This window comes from Actinomadura sp. WAC 06369, from assembly GCF_003947565.1.
Lineage (GTDB): Bacteria > Actinomycetota > Actinomycetes > Streptosporangiales > Streptosporangiaceae > Spirillospora > Spirillospora rifamycini.
Window position 1 is genome coordinate 12,901 of the sequence record NZ_QHJN01000103.1, and the last position, 16,908, is coordinate 29,808.

The following is a 16,908-nucleotide window of genomic DNA, read 5'->3' on the forward strand; positions in this document are numbered from 1 at the left end:
ACCGCCCTTCCGGTCTTCATGATCGCCTGTGTCGCGGCCCGACACCTTTGCTCACCCATTGTCATCTATAGGTGACAGTGAGCAACCATTCGGGTGAGGATTGCGGAGCAAGCGCCAGACAACCGGCGAAAGGGAAGATCATGAAGCGTATTGTCTCGGTCCTGCTGCTGGCCGCCGCGACCACGATGACGGGCTTCGGCCTGTCCTCCGCGGCGTCGGCCGCGCCGATGGGCGGTGACCACTGCGGCTGCCACGGCAGCCACAACGAGAACACCAACATCAACATCAACCTCTGATCCGGGCGCCGGCCGCCGCACGCGGGACCGGCGCGACGCGAACGTCCGGCGGGCGCAGATCTCCGCCGGACGTTCGTCGTCCCCGGCCCACCGTCCGGTCAGGCCCCGGCCGGACCGCCCCACGCGCGGACCAGCGCGTCCACCTGGGCGGCGGGCGGCACCGGCGCGGTCAGGCGGTTGTCGACGGCGTCGTGCGGGACGGGCGGCGGCTCGTCCGGCCGCATCCGCGCGACGAACCCGGCGAACGCGGCGAGCTTGCCCGTGTCGCGCGGCGAGCCCCGCCGCTCCAGGCGGTGCCGCAGCGTCGCCGCGTCCGTCCGGACCCACACCAGCCGCACCGGGTCGCCGCCGAGCGCCCGGACCCACTCCGCCCAGCGCTCCGGCGCCCGGATCTGGCCGGTGAACGGGCCGCTCAGCAGCACCGGGCAGCCGTGCGCGCGGACCTCCCGGGCGGTCGCGGTCATCCCCGCGTACTCGTGCGGCTTGACGTGCGCGTCGTACCAGGGGCCCTCCCGCTCGCCCGGGTCGCGGCCGCCCGCCGCGAGGGTCGCCGCGACGAACTCCCCGTACATCGTGTCCTTGTCGAGCAGCGCCGGGACGGGACGCAGCCGCGCCAGCAGCAGGTCGGCCACCGTCGACTTCCCCGCGCCCGGCGGGCCCGCCACCACCCACACCGTCCCGGGGACGGCCGGCGCGGCGCCCCGCGGATCCCGCCCGGCCGTCACACCGACAGCCGCATGCGGCGGGTCGCGAGCCGCTCGATGCGCTCCTCGTCGATCTCGTGCCCGAGGCCCGGCTGGGTGAGCGGCACCCCGACGACGCCGCCGGACGAGCGCACCGGCGGCGTCACGTACACGGGGCCGTGCGCCGGGTCCGACACGTCGCTCGGCAGCGTGCAGCCGGGCAGCGCGGCCAGCGCCACGGCGGCGGCCTGCCCGATCCCGAACGCGCCGACGCCGCTGCACCACACGTCCCAGCCCGCCGCGTACGCGCGGTCGTGGGCGCTGCGGGCGGCGGTGAGCCCGCCGAACCGGTCCGGGCGCAGGTGCAGCGCCCGCCCCGCCTCCAGCAGCAGCGCCGCCTCCAGGGTGTCGAGGTCGCCGACGTCGGGCGCGACGGCCGCGCCGATCCGCTGCTGCAGCTTCGCGTGCGCCGCCAGGTCGTCGGACGGGAACGGGCGCTCGACCGCCGCGAGCCCGTAGGCGTCCAGCCCCGCCAGCACCTCCAGGTGCTCGGGCGTGTCGCGGTAGGCGTGGCCGGCGTCGGCGACGAGCGCCAGCGCGGGGTACGCCTGCCGGATCAGCCGGATCGGCTCGATGTCCCACCCGGGGCGGACGTCCACGGTGACGCGGGTGTGGCCGGCGCCGACCGCCTGGTTGACGCGGGTGGGCAGCGTCTCCAGCACCTGCGCGGGCGCGATCCGCGCGCCGGTGACGATGGACGTGCGGGTGCCGCCCAGCGCGTGCGCGAGCGGCAGCCCGCGGAGCCGGCACCACAGGTCCCAGCAGGCGGTGTCGATGGCGGCGGCCGCTTCGTGCGCGCCGAGGTCGGCGGCGGCGGACACGTCCTCGGGACGGTCCCATTCCAGCCCGATCAGCGCGGGCCCCATCCGGTTCTCGATGTCGGCCCACGGGTCGGGGGCCGTTCCGTCCCGGCCGGGCCTCTTCCGTCCGGTTCCGCGGCCGCGCGCGTCGGGGACGGCGACCTCGCCCCAGCCGGCCGCGCCGTCGCCGTCGGCGAGCCGGACGAGGATGCTCTCGGCCCGCCGGCCGCGCGGCATCGCCACCCGGAAGGCGTCGCAACCCTGGATCCGAGGCACCTGGCACCCGCCCCTCTCGTGCTCCGAAGACGTCTCCCCTCCATGATCCCCCCTCGGGGGACCAGGGAGAACACGCCCGAGCGGCTCAGGGGCAGCTCGCCTCCAGCGACACCGGGTCGGTCTCCGGGGCCTCGGACGTCCGCGTCGCCCCGGGGCCCGGCGTGCTCTGCGCCTGCACCGGCGGCTCGACGGTCACCGGACCGGACGGCGTCTTCGGCGAGGAGCCCGAGGAGGACGGCGACGGGCTCCCCGACGCGGGCCGGTCGGCGGCGCCGACGGCCTCGGCGGCGAGCTTGCGGATCTTCTCGAAGTCGGGGTTGCCGGTGTGGATCAGCGGCGGGACGAACTGGAGGCTGTCGATGCTCGCGTCCTCCTTGATCTCGCCGGACAGCTGGATCAGCGCGGGCAGCAGCTCCTGCGGAAGGTCGGTGGAGAGCGTCTGCTTGGCGGCCGAGGCCAGCGCGTCGAACTTGGTGAGGACGGTCCGGGGGTCGGCCTGCTCGGCGATCGCGGCCATCAGGCACTTCTGCCGGCCCATCCGGACGTAGTCGCTGCTGTTGGTGCGCGACCGCCCGTACCAGAGGGCCTCCTTGCCGGTCAGCGTCCGGTTGCCCGGCTGGAGGACGTCGCCCCGCTGCCCGTAGGGGATCGGCTGCAGGATGTTGATCTTCACGCCGCCCATGGCGTCGATGATGTCGGCGAAACCGAACATGTCGACCAGGATGTAGTAGTCGACGGGCAGGCCGAGGATCCCCGCGATGGTCGCCTTCAGCAGCGTCGGGCCGCGCTCGCCTTTGGGGACGCCCGGAACCACGTCGGGGTGCTCCTCGGCGTACTGGTAGACCTCGTTGAGCAGACCGGGCGTCATCGGGCCCTCGCCGGTGAACCCGTACGGGAACCGGTCGCGGGCGGGCCCCGGCGGCATCGGGAAGCTCTCCAGGTTGCGCGGGAGGCTCAGCAGGACGGTGTCGCCGGTCTCGGTGTCGACGCTGGCGAGCGTCATGCTGTCGGTGCGGACGCCGGGGCGGTTCTCGGCGGCGTCGCCGCCGAGCAGCAGGATGTTGACGCGCTCCTCTCCGTTCCACGGGTCGTCGGTGTCGATCTTCTGGCCGTTGTGGCCGCCGGCCTGGAAGATGCTGGTCAGCGCGTCGCGGTAGACGTACGTGCCGCGCACCGCCCACGCGGTGGGGACCGCGACCCCGAAGCACATCAGCGCGACGGCGGCGGCGCCGAGCGACCGCGCGCTCAGCCGCATCCCGTCCGGGCGGACCAGCTGGTAGGAGCGGACCACGACCGCGACCCACAGGACGCCGAGCAGGACGAGGCCGCCGGTGATCTGCTGGAGGACGTCCGGGCGGACGATCAGGTCGAGCAGGTCGCCGCGGTAGACCGTGGCCGCGGCGGCGAGCGCGGCGGCGAGGACGGTGTACACCGCGAGCAGCAGGCCGCCGACGCGGCGGCGGCCGGTGACGATGTGGGCGACGCCCCAGACCAGGGCGGACGCGAGCGTGAGCGCGAGCGCGCGGGGCAGACCGCCCGCCCCGCCGGGGGATCCGTCGCGGTCCCGCCGGGCGCGACGACTCGCCCATCCACCCATGTGACTCCGATCCCCGCCCACGGTGATTTAATCCTCCGGCCTCACATTATGGACGCACGAAACGCGTCAAGGGTTTCTCGAGCGCACATTCGTGATCTTGTTGAGGGCGGATCGAGACCCGGTATTCGCATGCGCGTCACCCGGCCGACGCCTCCCGTACAGCGGGCCGCGGCGCCGGTCCGCCGGGGCGGTCCGCTTGGGGCCGGAGGCGGGACGGACGGTCAGCCGCAGCCGTCGGCGAGGACCGGCAGCGGGCGCGCCCCGCGGTCCGGCCCCGTCCCGTCCCGGAGCGCCCGCGCCGCCATCCGGCGGATCGCCGCGTAGTCGGGACGCCCCGGGGAGACCACCGGCGGGACGAACTGGAGGCTGCGGACGTCGGCGTCGCGGATCTTCGCCGACAGGTCGACCAGGGCGGGCAGCAGCCGCTGCGGGAGGTCGGTGCCGACCGACTCCTTGAACACCTCGGTGAGCCGCTGGAAGCTGCGCAGCACGGTCAGCGGGCCCGCCTGGCGCGCCAGCGCCCACAGCAGGCACTTCTGCCGCCCCATCCGGACGTAGTCGCTGCTGCCGGTGCGGGACCGCCCGTACCAGAGCGCCTCCCGCCCGGTCAGCGTGCGGCAGCCGGGCCGCAGCACGCCCGCCGGGACCTGCGAGCGGGGCACCGGGACCGGCTCGGCCACGCACACCCGGACGCCGCCCACCGCGTCGACGATCTGCCGGAAGCTGCGCATGTCGACCATCACGTAGTAGGGGACCGGCAGGCCCAGGATGTGGGACACCGTCCGCTTCAGCAGCTCCGCGCCGGGGTCGCGGACGGCGCGGCCGCCGCCCGCGAGCAGGTCCGGGCGGTCGGTGCCCAGGCCGTAGACGGCGTTCAGCAGGCCGTCCGCGGGATAGGGGACGCGCCGCCCGTCCGACCACACCGGCACGTGCTGCAGGTTGCGCGGCAGGCTCAGCAGGACGGTGTCGCCGGTGCCGGTGTCGACGCTGGCGAGCGTCATGCTGTCGGTGCGCACGCCCGGGCGGCCCGTGTCGGCGTCGCCGCCGAGCAGCAGGACGTTCAGGCGGGGCACGCCGGCCCACGGGTCCCGGTCGGGGCTCGCGCCGCCCGGCGCGGGCGCGGGCGCGCGGGTGCCGCCGGCCTGCGCGGCGGGCGGCGCGGGGCCGTCGGCGAAGACGCTGTCGACGAGGTCGCGCTGGAGGTGCCCGTAGTGCGCCACGGTCAGCGGCGGGACGATCACCAGCAGGCACAGCACCGAGACGGTCGTGCCGCCCGCGAGCCGCCACGGCGGCGAGAGGCCCGCGGGCGCCAGCACGAGGTAGGAGTGGACGATCAGCAGCGCCCACAGCGCCGCCAGCACCACCGAGCACGCCATGGCGGCCGTGAGCCAGCCGGGGCGCACCGACAGCTGCAGGAACAGGGGGCGCAGGTGCGCGAACGCCAGCGCCGCGGCCGTCAGCAGCACCGCCTGCGCGGCGAGCAGCGCCCCGCCGAGCCGGATCCGCCCCGCCCGCAGATGCGCGAGGCCGGGCAGGGCCGGGGACACCGCCGCCATCAGCAGCGCCTCCGCGACCGCGTACGAGGCGTTCCGCCCGCCGGGACGGCCGGGGCGGCCGCGCCGGGCCGCGCGGTGCTGCCCGCCGCGCGCGCGGGACCGGCCGCGTCCGTCCGCCGGTCGCTGCTCGGGCTCCTCGTCGCGCATGCTCCGCCCCCTCCGGGCGCGGTCCCCCTGCCGCGTCCTCAGGCGAGCGTGCAACCGGGAACGCCGCGCGCGCGGAGAGCGCGCGCGGCGTGTCGCGGAAAAGCGCGGGCCGCTGACCGGCCCGAACGCATCCGTTTACCAGCTGGTGGACAGCGGCATGCCCTCCGCGTAGCCGGACGAGCTCTGGATCCCGACGGTCGCGCGCTCGTGGAACTCCTCGAGCGTGCGGGCGCCCGCGTAGGTGCACGAGCTGCGCAGCCCGGCGACGACCGAGTCGATGAGGTCCTCCACGCCGGGGCGCTGCGGGTCCAGGAACATGCGGGAGGTGGAGATGCCCTCCTCGAACAGCGCCTTGCGGGCGCGGTCGAACGGGGAGTCCTCGGCGGTGCGCAGCCGCACGGCGCGCGCCGACGCCATCCCGAAGCTCTCCTTGTAGAGCCGTCCGTCGGCGGCGCACTGCAGGTCGCCCGGCGACTCGTAGGTCCCGGCGAACCAGGAGCCGATCATCACGTTGGCGGCCCCGGCGGCGAGCGCCAGCGCGACGTCGCGGGGATGCCGGACGCCGCCGTCGGCCCACACGTGCCGGCCCAGCCGGCGGGCCTCGGCGGCGCAGTCCAGGACGGCGGAGAACTGCGGGCGGCCCACGCCGGTCATCATCCGGGTGGTGCACATCGCGCCCGGCCCCACGCCGACCTTGACGATGTCGGCGCCCGCCTCGATCAGGTCGCGGGTGCCCTCGGCCGTCACCACGTTGCCCGCGACCACCGGCACCGCCGGGTCCAGGGCGCGGACGGCCGCGAGCGCGGCGATCATCTTGTCCTGGTGGCCGTGCGCGGTGTCGACCACGAGCAGGTCGGCACCCGCCTCCAGCAGCGCCTTCGCCTTCCCCGCGACGTCGCCGTTCACGCCCACGGCGGCGGCGATGCGCAGCCGCCCCCGGGCGTCGACGGCGGGGTCGTACAGGGTGGCGCGCAGCGCCCCGGTGCGGGTGAGGACGCCGGTGAGGCGGCCCTCGCCGTCGACGACGGGCGCGAGCCGGTGGCCCCGCTCGTGCAGCCGGTTGAACGCCTCGCGCGGGTCCACCCCGGCGGGCAGCGTCACCAGGTCGCGCGACATGATGTCGCGCAGCTGGGAGAACCGGTCGACGCCGTGGCAGTCGGCCTCGGTGACCACGCCGACGGGACGGTCGTCGGCGACGACGATCACGGCGTTGTGCGCCCGCTTGGGCAGCAGCGCGAGCGCGTCCCCGGCGGTGCTCGACGGGTCCAGCGTGATCGGGGTGTCCACGACCAGGTCGCGTCCCTTGACCCAGCCGACGACCTCGGCGACGACCTCCACCGGGATGTCCTGCGGGAGCACCGCGACGCCGCCGCGGCGGGCGACGGTCTCGGCCATCCGGCGTCCGGACACCGCGGTCATGTTCGCGACGACGAGCGGGATCGTGGTCCCGCTGCCGTCCACGGTCGACAGGTCGACCTCCAGGCGCGAGCCGACCGACGAGCGGCCGGGCACCATGAAGACGTCGTTGTAGGTGAGGTCGTGAGCGGAGTGCTCAACGTTCAGCAGGCGCACGGCTGTCTAACACACCAATCGATGATGAAAGTGGCTCGGCCACCGTACATTGTGTGCCATACCCCCCGATGCTGCGCACACGCACCCGTCCCTTAGGGGGCGGCATGCCCGCACCCAGGGGTGATGACCCTGTGTCCCCGTGGCGCGTCCGGCCCTTCCGCGCCGGTTTCCCTGCCGGCTTGCAGGCATAACAGAACTGAACGCCCGCACATGAGGGAAAGTCGTGCAACGTGAGGCTTAGCTCTCTGTAAAGTTACCTCTTGACGTAATCGCGCCCCCGATGCACTTTTCTTACATGTGCCTCGCGCGGACGGCCGTCCTGCCGTAGGGGCGTCACATCAGAACACCGGGAGAGGCGCATGCAAGCCACGCACTTGAACCCGGTCCGCGTCATCGCCCGCGGCGCCCCCGCCGCACCCCGCGCCCCCGCGCACCCCTTGCGCCGCGGGGGCTCCCGGCCCGCGCGCGGCGACCCCGGGCCGGCCCCGCCGGGCGCTTCCCGCGAAGCCCTGTGGAGTGCCGGCGTGCGTCCCGCCCGGCCGCCGCCGGGACCGCCGGACGGCTCATGCCTCCGGCGGCGTTCGCACGTTCGAAGGGGGGCGCGCGACGCCGAAAACGGCACCGCGCGCGACCGTTCACAGACGCTTCGACGGCCGCCGGGTGGGACGAACACGAGCAAGATCAATATTTGACGTCATCCCGTCCCGAAATGGAATGATCTTGCAGTTGCTGGCAAAACGATTCATCGCATGTCGAGGAGGACAGCCGTGCTGGATGCGGTCGACGCCGTGCTCGTCCGCGAGCTCCAGCGGGATGGCAGGGCCACGTTCCAGGCGCTCGCCGATCGCGTCGGGCTATCCCGCACGGCCGTGCGGGCACGCGTGCAGAACCTTCTCGAAACGGAGGTCGTCCGGGTCGTCGGCATCGTGCACGCCGCCGTCGTCGGCGCCGAGGCGACCGGGCACGTCTCGGTCACCGTGGACGGCTCCGCGCGGGAGGTCGCGACGGCCGTCGCCGAACGGCCGGCCGTCGGCTTCGCCGCGCTGACCGCGGGACCGCACGACCTGGTCGTCCAGGTGCGCACCAGGGACGACACCGCCCTCGCCGCCGAGGTGGACCAGTTGCGGTCCGTCCCCGGCGTGCGGACCGCGGAGGTGTTCCGCTCCGTCGCCACGGTGCGGGACGCCCACACGGTGGTGCGGGAGCTCGGGGACGTCACCCTCGACGACATCGACTGGCGGCTCCTGCGGGAGCTCCAGCGCGACGGTCGCGCCCCCTACACCCGGCTCGCGCACATCATCGGGCTGTCGCAGGCGGCCACCCGGGCCCGGGTGGTGCGGCTCATGCGCACCGGGGTGATCCAGGTGACCGGCCTCGCCGACCCGCGGGCGCTCGGCGCGGCCGAGCTCGGCGGGTTCGGCCTGCTGGTCGGCGGCGGCCTGCGCAAGGCCGCGGAGGCGGTCGCCGCGCTGGACGGCGTCCGCTACGTGGCGACCGGGTTCGGCCGCTACGACATCGTGGGACAGGCCGAGGCGGCCTCGCGCGCCGAACTGGTCACCGTGCTCGACGCGGTCCGCTCGGTGCCCGGCGTGACGGTCCGGGAGTCCTGGCACCACCTCGACGTGGTGAAGGAGTCCTACGCCGCCGACCTCCCCGACGGCCCCGCCGGCGGCGCGTCCTGAGGACGCTCCGCGCGCGGTGCCGGGGAGGCGCCTCGGCCACGGCGAGCTCGTGGCCGGGGCATCCGTCCAACGGTCCCCGCGCCCGGTCCCCGCGCCGGGCACCGGCGCTCAGCGGTTCCGGCCGCCCGGCGCCTCGCGCACCGGCTCCCTGACGGACTCCCTCAGGCACTCCTTGGCGAACGCCAGGAAGTCGCGGCCCGCGGGCGGCGTCCGGCGGTGCGGGTGCACCAGCCCGGCCCGCGGGGTCAGCGGGTGGACGGCCAGGTCGGCCGGGGCGGGCGGCTCGGCGAGCCCGAGGTCGGCGCGGCCCGCGCGCAGCGCCGCAGCGACCGCGACGCGGTCCGCGCACCGCACCACCCGGATCCGGACGGCCGGCTGCGCGCGGGCGAAGAGCGGGACGAGCCGTCCGATCAGCTCCGGCTCCAGCGCGGCGGTCGTGGCGATGCGCAGATCGGCGCCCTGCCCGTGGCCCCGCGCCGCCGACAGGGCCTCGATGGCGTCCACGGCCTCCAGCGCCGCCCGCGCCCGCCGCACCACCTGCTCACCGACCGGGGTGAGGACGACGCCGCGCCCCGAGCGCGCGAACAGTTCGATGCCGAGCTCGCGCTCCAGCTCCCGGACGGCCCGCGACAGGGCGGGCTGGGCGACGTAGAGCGCCTGGGCCGCCGACGTCATCGTGCCGTGGTCGGCGGTCGCCACGACGTAGCGCAGCTGCCGCAGATTCATGTCCCGACGGTATGCCAACCGGCCGCCGGGGTCCGGACAACGGCGGAACCTGGCCCGAAACGGCCTCACCCGGGCTCGCCCGCGCGCCCCCCGCCGTGCCCCTGCCCGTGCCCGGCGCCGTGTCCGGCGCCCGTGTCGGGGACGGTCTCGGGCTCCGGCTGCAGCTGCGGAGCGCCGACCGAGCAGTGGCTGCGGGCCTGGGGCTCGCAGTGCGCCCCCTCCGCGACGACCAGCGCGCCGTCGGAGACGGTCAGCAGCGTCAGCACCGCCCCCGCCGCCAGCAGCGCGGCGCACACCGCCATCGACAGGCCGAACCCGTCGGCGAACGCCTCCGGATCGCGCAGCGCGCCGCCCGTCAGGCCGGTCAGCGGTGGGATCGCCGCGACCGCGAGCAGCCCCGCGGCCCGCGCCACCGCGTTGTTGACGCCGCTGGCCACCCCGGCGTGCCGGGACCGCGCCGTCGCCAGCACCGTCGCGGTCAGCGGCGCGACCACCGCCGACAGCCCCAGCCCGAACACGGTCACCGCGGGCAGCACGTCCCGGACGTAGGACGCGCCCGCGCCGATCCGCCCGACCAGCAGCATCCCCGCGGCCGCCACCAGCAGCCCGCCCGCCATCGGCCACCGCGGCCCGATCTTCTGCGCGACCGCGCCCGCCCGCGCCGACAGCAGCAGCATCAGCGCCGTCACCGGCAGCAGCGCCGCGCCCGCCGCGACCGGCGAGAACCCGCCCACGACCTGCAGATGCAGCACGAGCAGGAAGAACAGCACGCCCATCCCGCCGTAGACCAGGAACGTCACGGCGTTCACCGCCGAGAACTGCCGGGCGGCGAACACCTCCAGCGGCAGCATCGGCCGGGGGACGTCCGCCCCGGCCCGGCCGGACAGCCGCCGCCCGCCGCCGCGCCGCCGCTCCACGGCGAGGAACCCCGCCGCGGCCGCCGCGCCGAGGATCCCGGCGACCGCCACCACGAGCGGACGCGCCCGCCCGCTCGGCGCCTCCGTCAGCGCGTACGTCGTGCCCGCGAGGGCGAGGGCCGCGAGCACCGCGCCGAGCACGTCGAACCGCCCGCCCGCGTCCGGGTCGGCGCTCTCGGGCACGTGCCGCGCCGCCACCAGCACCACCAGGGCGGCGAGCGGCACGTTGAGCAGGAACACCCACCGCCAGCCCGCGGCCTCCACCAGCCACCCGCCCGCGAACGGCCCCACGGCCCCGGCGATGCCGCCGAGCCCCGACCAGGCGCCGACCGCGCGGGGCCGGTCGTCCGGGGCGAACGACGCCTGGATGATCGCCAGCGAGCCCGGGGTGAGGAGCGCCCCGCCCACGCCCTGCAGCGCCCGGGACACCACCAGCATCCCGACGTCCTGCGCGACGGCGCACAGCACCGACGCGGCCGCGAACCACACCACCCCGAGCAGGAAGATCCGCCGCCGCCCGTACCGGTCGCCGAGCGACCCGCCGAGCAGGATGAACCCGGCCAGCGTCAGCGTGTAGGCGTTCACGGTCCACTGCAGGCCCGTGATGTCCGCGTCGAGGTCGTCGGCGATGGCGGGCAGCGCGACGTTGACGACCGTGGCGTCGAGCAGCGCCAGACCCGACCCGAGGACGGTCGCGAGGAGGATCCAGCGGCCCGGTCCGGTGCCCAGCCGGGCGTTCCCCGGATCCGCGGCGACGTCAGCCATGGTCGCATCGTGTCACGCCGCCGGGCCGTCAGCGCGGGGGAGGGGTCACCAGTGGTCGGGGCTGAACGGCTCGTCCTCGGGGCGCGCGGACTCCGAGAGCAGCCGCAGGTCCGACTCCACCATCATCCGGACCAGGCCCTCGAACGTGACCTCCGGCTCCCAGCCGAGCTGCTCGCGCGCCTTCTTCGGATCGGCGCACAGCAGGTCCACCTCGGCGGGCCGGGTGTACTTGGCGTCCAGGACGACGTGGTCCTCCCAGTTCAGGCCCGCCGTGCGGAACGCGAACTCGACCAGTTCCCGCACCGACTGGGTCTGCCCCGTGCCGATGACGAAGTCCTCCGGGGAGTCCTGGGCGAGCATCAGCCGCATCGCGCGGGCGTAGTCGCCCGCGTAGCCCCAGTCGCGGCGCGCGTCCATGTTCCCCAGGCGCAGCTCGGAGGCGAGGCCCAGCTTGATGCGGGCGACGCCCAGCGACACTTTCCGGGTGACGAACTCGGCGCCCCGGCGCGGCGACTCGTGGTTGAACAGGATCCCGCTGACCGCGAACATGCCGTACGACTCGCGATAGTTCTGGGTGATGTAGTGCCCGTAGCTCTTGGCGACCCCGTACGGGCTGCGCGGGTGGAACGGCGTCCGCTCGTTCTGCGGCGTCTCCCGGACCATCCCGAACATCTCCGACGACGACGCCTGGTAGAAGCGGATCTGCTCGCGGCCGGGCGTCCGGGACGGGCTGATGCCCGACACCACGCGGATCGCCTCCAGCATCCGCAGCACGCCCATGCCGGTGACCTCGGCGGTGAGCTCCGCCTGCTGCCAGGACATCGGGACGTAGGAGATCGCGCCGAGGTTGTACACCTCGTCGGGCCGGACCTGTTCCACCGCGGAGATGAGGCTGCTCTGGTCCAGCAGGTCGCCCGTGGTGATCCGCACGTCGCCGACGTGCTTGCGCAGCCGCGAGACGTGCGGGTTCGCCTGACCCCGCACCAGACCCCACACCTCGTACCCCTGTGCGAGCAGATGCTCGGCCAGGTACGAGCCGTCCTGTCCGGTGATGCCGGTGATGAGTGCTCGCCTGGTCAGCGGATCCTCCATGCTGCTCGTTCGGGGCTGCTCGGTCCGGGCCGCGACCACCGGGTCGGCGGCCCACCGCGGGGACGCAATCCCGCAACGAGCATGACATATGAGGTTAGCGACCTCGTTGGGTTGCTGACGAGCGAGGGCGGCATTTGAACCGAATTCGCTTCTAGTGCCGGTCCGGGGGCCGGACGCGCTCCGCACGGCCCGTCCGGCGGACCGCTTGGCGCCCCCGCCCGGGGGTGTGCGAATCTGTGCTCATCATGGGCTCTCCGGAAACGACGCCGCTGCGGCTGAACGGGCGCGAGCTCGGCCCGCACGCGATCATGGCGGTGGTCAACCGCACCCCCGACTCGTTCTTCGACAAGGGCGCCACCTACGGCTTCGACGCGGCGCTGGACGCGGTCGGGCGGGCCGTGGCGGCCGGCGCCGACATCGTCGACATCGGCGGGGTGAAGGCCGGGCCGGGCGAGGACGTGGGCGTCGCCGAGGAGCTGCGCCGCGTGGTCGACCTCGTCGCGGCCGTCCGGGAACGCCACCCCGACGTGGTGATCAGCGTCGACACCTGGCGCGCCGAGGTCGGCGAGGCGGTCGCGGCCGCGGGCGCCGACCTGCTCAACGACACCTGGGGCGGCCCCGACCCGCGGCTCGCCGAGGTCGCGGCCGCGCACGGCATCGGCCTGGTCTGCGCCCACGCCGGCGCCCTGGAGCCCCGCACCCGCCCGCACCGGACGGCCTACGCCGACGTGGTCGCCGACGTGGTCGCGCACGTCACCGCGGAGGCCGAGCGGGCCGTGTCCCTCGGGGTGCGCCGGGACGCCGTCCTCATCGACCCCGCGCACGACTTCGGCAAGAACACCCGGCACTCGCTGGAGATCACCCGGCGGCTCGGCGAGCTGACCGCGACCGGCTGGCCGGTCCTGGTGGCGGTGTCGAACAAGGACTTCATCGGGGAGACCCTGGGCCGGCCCGTAAACGGGCGCGGCGCCGGGACGCTCGCCGTGCTCGGAGTCTCGGCCGTCCTCGGCGCCCGCGTGTTCCGCGTCCACGACGCGGCCGCCGCGCGCCGCGCCCTCGACGCCGTCGCGGCCCTCGGGCCGCTGCCCGCGCCGCGCGGTTAGCGGCGGCCCCGCCGGCGGGGCCGCCGCCCCGTCAGAGCGCGGCCTCGCGGCGGCGGGCGCGGTACGCCGCGACGTGCATGCGGTTCCCGCACGTCCGGCTGTCGCAGTAGCGGCGGCACCGGTTGCGGGAGAGGTCCACCAGCACCCGGTCGCAGTCCGGCGCCTCGCAGGTGCGCAGCCGGTCCAGTTCCCCGGCCGCCACCACGTACGCCAGGGCCATGCCGCAGTCGGCCGCCAGGTGCTCGGGGAGCGGGGCGCCGGGCGCGAAGAAGTGGACGTGCCAGTCGTAGCCGTCGTGGTCGGTCAGGTGGGGGGTCGTGCGGACCTCGCCGACGATGTCGTTGATGAGCCGGACGGCCGCCGGCACCTCTCCGGCGAGGAAGACCGAGTGGAACCGGTCGCGCAGCCGCCGGACGGCGGCGACGTCCGTCCCGGTCACCTCGCCCAGGTCGCTGAAGGAGTTGCGCTCCACGAACGCCCGCAGCCCGGGCAGCGCGTCCAGCTCCTCGGTGCCGGACGCGGCGGCACCGGTGTTGATCAGGTCGACGACCACGGCGAGCGCGTGCTCGGTGTCATGAGTGAAGATCACGGTGAGTCCAGTCTTCCGGGAACCGGGGCGGTCGTTGCGCCGGACGCCGCCGCGGGGGCCGGAACGCGGCCCGGCCTCAAGCCTATGACGCCGGGACGGCCCCGCGCCGCCCGCCCCGCGAGGACGCGCGGGCCCGGCCGCGGCCGGTCGCGACCCCCGCACCCTGCGGGAACGTTCCAAATCCCGGCGGCCCCGGCACGCGTGCCGCGCCGCGTTCCGGATAGGGATCAGCGACGTGGAGGAGCCGCTCTTCGTCGTCTTCCTCGTCGTCGTGGTGCTGCTCGCCCGCGCGCCGGCGGGACGGCTCCGCCTCCCGGACGCGATCCTGCTCGTCGGGCCGAGCCGACGGCCCTGTACCGCCGGGGCGAGAGCGGCGCGGAGACGCTGGGGGAGATCAGCCGCGAGCCCGACTTCGAGGACCCGATCGTGATCCGCGAGCCGCGTTCCTAGCGCGTCCGTCCCGCGGCCGGAGACGGGCGGGGGGACGGGCGGCGGTGACGTGGCGCGCGGCGGATCAGCGGGCGTAGTGGGGGTCGGCGACGACGGGGTAGTACGCGTCGGCGTGCTGCACGCGCATGGTCACGACCGGGCCGTCCAGCACGTAGTCGGCCTTGACCTGGCGGAACATCGAGTCGCTCGCCCACGGGTTGTAGAGCCGTCCCACGGTCGCGCCGTACCGCAGGTGGACGACGTCGTAGCCGCCGGACGGCATCGACTCGAGCGCGAGACCGTCGGCGAGGGAGACCGGGAACCGGAACTCCGCCGGAGCCCCCGGACCGTGGATGACGGTCAGCAGGCGCACCCCGCCCGCGGTCGTCTGCGCCACGATGTCGGTGTCGACGTCCACGCCGACGAACACCCGCAGGGTGGGCCGCAGCAGCTGGGCGACCGTGTCCGCCGCGGCGGTGTCGATGCCCAGGTGGATCCGCTGGCCGTCCTTGGTCGGCACCCACACCCCGTCGCGGGCGCGCTGACCCCAGGCGACGTCCGGGTTCTCGACCTCCTGGGGCTCGTTCTTGCCCCGGGCGACGAGGATCCGGGAGGCGGCGCTCATCGCCGCGGCAGCCCCGTCCTGTGCATGCCTCATGGCGGGCCCCCTCGCCTTCTTTCATCACTTATGTGACATCACGCTGTCATGGGTTTACCACGAGAATGCCGGGCGGCACGCCCCATGCCCGTTCCATGGCCCGTCATGGCCGCTTCACGGCGTTCGCCCGGTGTGCCGTAGGACCTTACACCACGCTTATCCGCGCCGGTCGGGGATGATGCGGGTTCGCCGTCCGCGACCGCCGCAGGCCCCGTGCGGCCGGGCCTTCCGGCGCCGCCGCGGTGGTCCGGAAATCCTTTGCGGCCGCCGGTGAACGAGTGGATCATTGGCCGCATCGGGTGATGAATGCCACGAAGGGGTGAGCCACCGGTTAGGCGGCCGGTCTCCAAAACCGGCGGAAAGTGGGTTCGACTCCCTCCGCCCCTGCAAGCCGTCACGGAAAGCGCCGTGATCCCTTACGCTCCGCAATTCCTTTCGGAGTCGTGACGGACGGGAGGGCCGCCGCGGCCGGGCCGCGGCGGCCCTCCCGTCGGGGCCGTCCCGCGCTCAGGCGAGCGCGGGCTCTCCCACCGTCTCCACGAGGTCCGCCAGGACGTCCCCGAGCCGGTCCAGGGCGCCGGCGATCCACGGCAGCGCCGCCGGGTCCGGGGACGCCAGCGCCGCGAGCCGCTCCTCGTCGTCCCGCCCGTACAGCAGGCTCGGCGCCACCCGCATGCGCAGCGCGTCCGGGGCGTCGCCGAACGCGCAGCCCGGCAGGACGCCGACGCCGTAGCGGTCGAGGAGCAGGCCGGTCAGGTCGGCCGCCGTCCGGACGCCGTGCCCCGCGCGCAGCGCCTCCCGCAGCGGGCCGAAGTCGGGGTACAGGTAGAAGGCGGCCTCCGGGCGCCGCACCCGCGCCCCCGCGGCGGCGAACCGGTCCGCGACGGCGCCGGTGACGGCGGCGTGCAGGCGGCGGCTGCGGTCGACGTGCTCGACCAGCTCGGGCGGCTCCGCGAGCGCGTACGCGGCGGCGTGCTGCATCGGCGCGGGCGCGCTCGACCACACCTCGCTCGCCACGCCCAGCAGGCTGTCGCGCAGCGCCCGGCCGAACGGGCCCTCCGGCAGGCGCGCCACCCCCAGCCGCCACCCGCCCGCGGCGAGGCTCTTGCTCAGCGCCGTCGTCACGACCGTCCGCTCCGGCGCGAACCGCGCGGGCGAGTGCACCGTCCGGGCGGGGTCGTGCACGAGGTCGCGGTAGATCTCGTCGGAGACGATCACGAGGTCGAGGTCCCGCGCGACCGCGCACAGCCGCCGGACCGTCTCCTCGGACGCGAGCGTGCCGGTGGGGTTGTCGGGCAGCGTGACGATCACCGACCGGACGCTGCGCCCCCGCGCCCGCGCCCGCACCACGGCGTCGGCGAGCAGCGCCGGGCTCGGCACCCCGCCCTCGCCCGGCGCGGTCGCGACGTGCAGCGGCTCCCCGCCGAGCAGGGACGCCTGCGCCGCGTAGGACACCCAGCTCGGCGCGGGCACGACCACGTCGCCGCCGATGGACGCCAGCAGCGCGTACAGCAGCGGCTTGCTCCCGGGCCCGCACACCACCGCGTCCGGGACGGTCGGCACGCCGCGGCGCGTCCAGTACCCGGCGGCGGCCGCGCGGAGCTCCTCGGAACCGGCGACCGGGCCGTAGGCGCCCCGGTCCGCCGCGGCGGCGAGTTCGCGCGCCAGCGACGGGTGGACGGGGACGCCCGCCTCGCCGAAACCGAGGGGCAGCACCCGCACCCCCTCGCTCCGCTTGCGGGCGAGGGCCTCGTTCACCGCGAGGGTCGGCGACAGCGGCACCGGGCGCGGCGCGAACGGGACGGGACGGACGTCCCCGGCGCGGCGGGACCGGTCGGCGGCCGGACGGCCGAGGGCGGCGGCGTCCAGCGTGGGCGCGTCCGGGACCGGGACGGCGGCCAGGCCGGCGGCGGCCAGGCCGGGGTCGCGCAGGTCGGGGTCGCGCAGGTCGGGGGTGCGC

General features: G+C 75.4%; 14 protein-coding genes and 1 tRNA gene. 4 read left to right on the top strand and 11 right to left on the bottom strand.

Annotated features, from left to right (window positions below; genetic code table 11):
• Window positions 1-140 precede the first annotated feature (140 nt).
• A complete protein-coding gene (locus DMH08_RS40330) occupies window positions 141-296 on the top strand; it encodes a hypothetical protein (protein WP_157433281.1) in 156 nt (51 codons plus the stop codon).
• A 98-nt stretch (window positions 297-394) separates the two neighbouring features.
• Here DMH08_RS40330 and DMH08_RS25325 read toward each other — a convergent pair whose 3' ends face one another.
• From DMH08_RS25325 to DMH08_RS25345, 5 genes are all read right to left on the bottom strand, one after another.
• Window positions 395-1,021: an AAA family ATPase gene (locus DMH08_RS25325; RefSeq protein ID WP_125618217.1), complete on the bottom strand. Its 627-nt coding sequence runs from the start codon at window positions 1,019-1,021 to the stop codon at window positions 395-397.
• The gene (locus tag DMH08_RS25330) at window positions 1,018-2,115 is read right to left on the bottom strand and encodes an enolase C-terminal domain-like protein (protein WP_026406273.1); all 1,098 of its coding nucleotides are present in this window, start codon (window positions 2,113-2,115) and stop codon (window positions 1,018-1,020) included. Before DMH08_RS25330 ends, DMH08_RS25325 begins: the two co-directional genes overlap by 4 nt.
• Before the next feature lie 85 nt (window positions 2,116-2,200).
• On the bottom strand, window positions 2,201-3,712 hold the full coding sequence (locus tag DMH08_RS25335; RefSeq protein WP_125618220.1) for an LCP family protein: 1,512 nt from the start codon (window positions 3,710-3,712) through the stop codon (window positions 2,201-2,203).
• A gap of 221 nt (window positions 3,713-3,933) precedes the next feature.
• On the bottom strand, window positions 3,934-5,415 hold the full coding sequence (locus DMH08_RS25340) for an LCP family protein (protein ID WP_125618222.1): 1,482 nt from the start codon (window positions 5,413-5,415) through the stop codon (window positions 3,934-3,936).
• Window positions 5,416-5,550: 135 nt separating this feature from the next.
• Entirely contained in the window at window positions 5,551-6,987 is a 1,437-nt protein-coding gene (locus tag DMH08_RS25345) for a GuaB1 family IMP dehydrogenase-related protein (RefSeq protein ID WP_125618225.1), read from the bottom strand.
• 767 nt (window positions 6,988-7,754) lie between these two features.
• On the opposite strand from DMH08_RS25345, the gene DMH08_RS25350 reads away from it, so the two are divergent.
• Window positions 7,755-8,669 (top strand): Lrp/AsnC family transcriptional regulator, encoded by a 915-nt coding sequence (locus DMH08_RS25350; protein ID WP_125618227.1) that lies wholly within the window; start codon window positions 7,755-7,757, stop codon window positions 8,667-8,669.
• A gap of 108 nt (window positions 8,670-8,777) precedes the next feature.
• Here DMH08_RS25350 and DMH08_RS25355 read toward each other — a convergent pair whose 3' ends face one another.
• The 3 genes from DMH08_RS25355 to DMH08_RS25365 form a co-directional block, all read right to left on the bottom strand.
• Window positions 8,778-9,395, bottom strand: a complete 618-nt coding sequence (locus DMH08_RS25355; RefSeq protein WP_084551319.1) for a LysR family transcriptional regulator — start codon at window positions 9,393-9,395, stop codon at window positions 8,778-8,780.
• Window positions 9,396-9,460: 65 nt separating this feature from the next.
• Window positions 9,461-11,077, bottom strand: a complete 1,617-nt coding sequence (locus DMH08_RS25360; protein WP_125618229.1) for an MFS transporter — start codon at window positions 11,075-11,077, stop codon at window positions 9,461-9,463.
• A gap of 45 nt (window positions 11,078-11,122) precedes the next feature.
• Window positions 11,123-12,157: a GDP-mannose 4,6-dehydratase gene (locus tag DMH08_RS25365; protein WP_125618233.1), complete on the bottom strand. Its 1,035-nt coding sequence runs from the start codon at window positions 12,155-12,157 to the stop codon at window positions 11,123-11,125.
• 257 nt (window positions 12,158-12,414) lie between these two features.
• Between DMH08_RS25365 and folP the strand changes: the two genes are divergently transcribed.
• Window positions 12,415-13,272 carry a dihydropteroate synthase gene (gene folP / locus DMH08_RS25370; RefSeq protein WP_034522147.1) on the top strand — a complete coding sequence of 286 codons (858 nt, stop codon included), beginning with the start codon at window positions 12,415-12,417 and terminating at the stop codon, window positions 13,270-13,272.
• Window positions 13,273-13,303: 31 nt separating this feature from the next.
• Here the strand turns inward: folP and DMH08_RS25375 are convergent, their stop codons facing one another.
• Together DMH08_RS25375 and DMH08_RS25380 are read right to left on the bottom strand one after the other, a co-directional pair.
• On the bottom strand, window positions 13,304-13,861 hold the full coding sequence (locus DMH08_RS25375; RefSeq protein ID WP_026406268.1) for a CGNR zinc finger domain-containing protein: 558 nt from the start codon (window positions 13,859-13,861) through the stop codon (window positions 13,304-13,306).
• Window positions 13,862-14,375: 514 nt separating this feature from the next.
• Window positions 14,376-14,948, bottom strand: coding sequence for a hypothetical protein (locus DMH08_RS25380; RefSeq protein WP_026406267.1), 573 nt, complete (start codon window positions 14,946-14,948; stop codon window positions 14,376-14,378).
• 315 nt (window positions 14,949-15,263) lie between these two features.
• Between DMH08_RS25380 and DMH08_RS40335 the strand changes: the two genes are divergently transcribed.
• A tRNA-Trp gene (locus DMH08_RS40335) sits at window positions 15,264-15,335 on the top strand.
• 120 nt (window positions 15,336-15,455) lie between these two features.
• On the opposite strand, the gene DMH08_RS25385 is transcribed toward DMH08_RS40335, so the two are convergent.
• Window positions 15,456-16,724: a pyridoxal phosphate-dependent aminotransferase gene (locus tag DMH08_RS25385; RefSeq protein WP_026406266.1), complete on the bottom strand. Its 1,269-nt coding sequence runs from the start codon at window positions 16,722-16,724 to the stop codon at window positions 15,456-15,458.
• Between the last annotated feature and the right edge of the window lie 184 nt (window positions 16,725-16,908).

Bases quoted from the DNA above. Each gene is read 5' to 3' on its own strand.
- DMH08_RS25380 (WP_026406267.1), bottom strand. From the start codon at position 14,948: ATGAGGCATGCACAGGACGGGGCTGCCGCGGCGATGAGCGCCGCCTCC.
- folP (WP_034522147.1), top strand. From the start codon at position 12,415: ATGGGCTCTCCGGAAACGACGCCGCTGCGGCTGAACGGGCGCGAGCTC.
- DMH08_RS25360 (WP_125618229.1), bottom strand. From the start codon at position 11,077: ATGGCTGACGTCGCCGCGGATCCGGGGAACGCCCGGCTGGGCACCGGA.
- DMH08_RS25340 (WP_125618222.1), bottom strand. From the start codon at position 5,415: ATGCGCGACGAGGAGCCCGAGCAGCGACCGGCGGACGGACGCGGCCGG.
- DMH08_RS25355 (WP_084551319.1), bottom strand. From the start codon at position 9,395: ATGAATCTGCGGCAGCTGCGCTACGTCGTGGCGACCGCCGACCACGGC.
- DMH08_RS40330 (WP_157433281.1), top strand. From the start codon at position 141: ATGAAGCGTATTGTCTCGGTCCTGCTGCTGGCCGCCGCGACCACGATG.
- DMH08_RS25335 (WP_125618220.1), bottom strand. From the start codon at position 3,712: ATGGGTGGATGGGCGAGTCGTCGCGCCCGGCGGGACCGCGACGGATCC.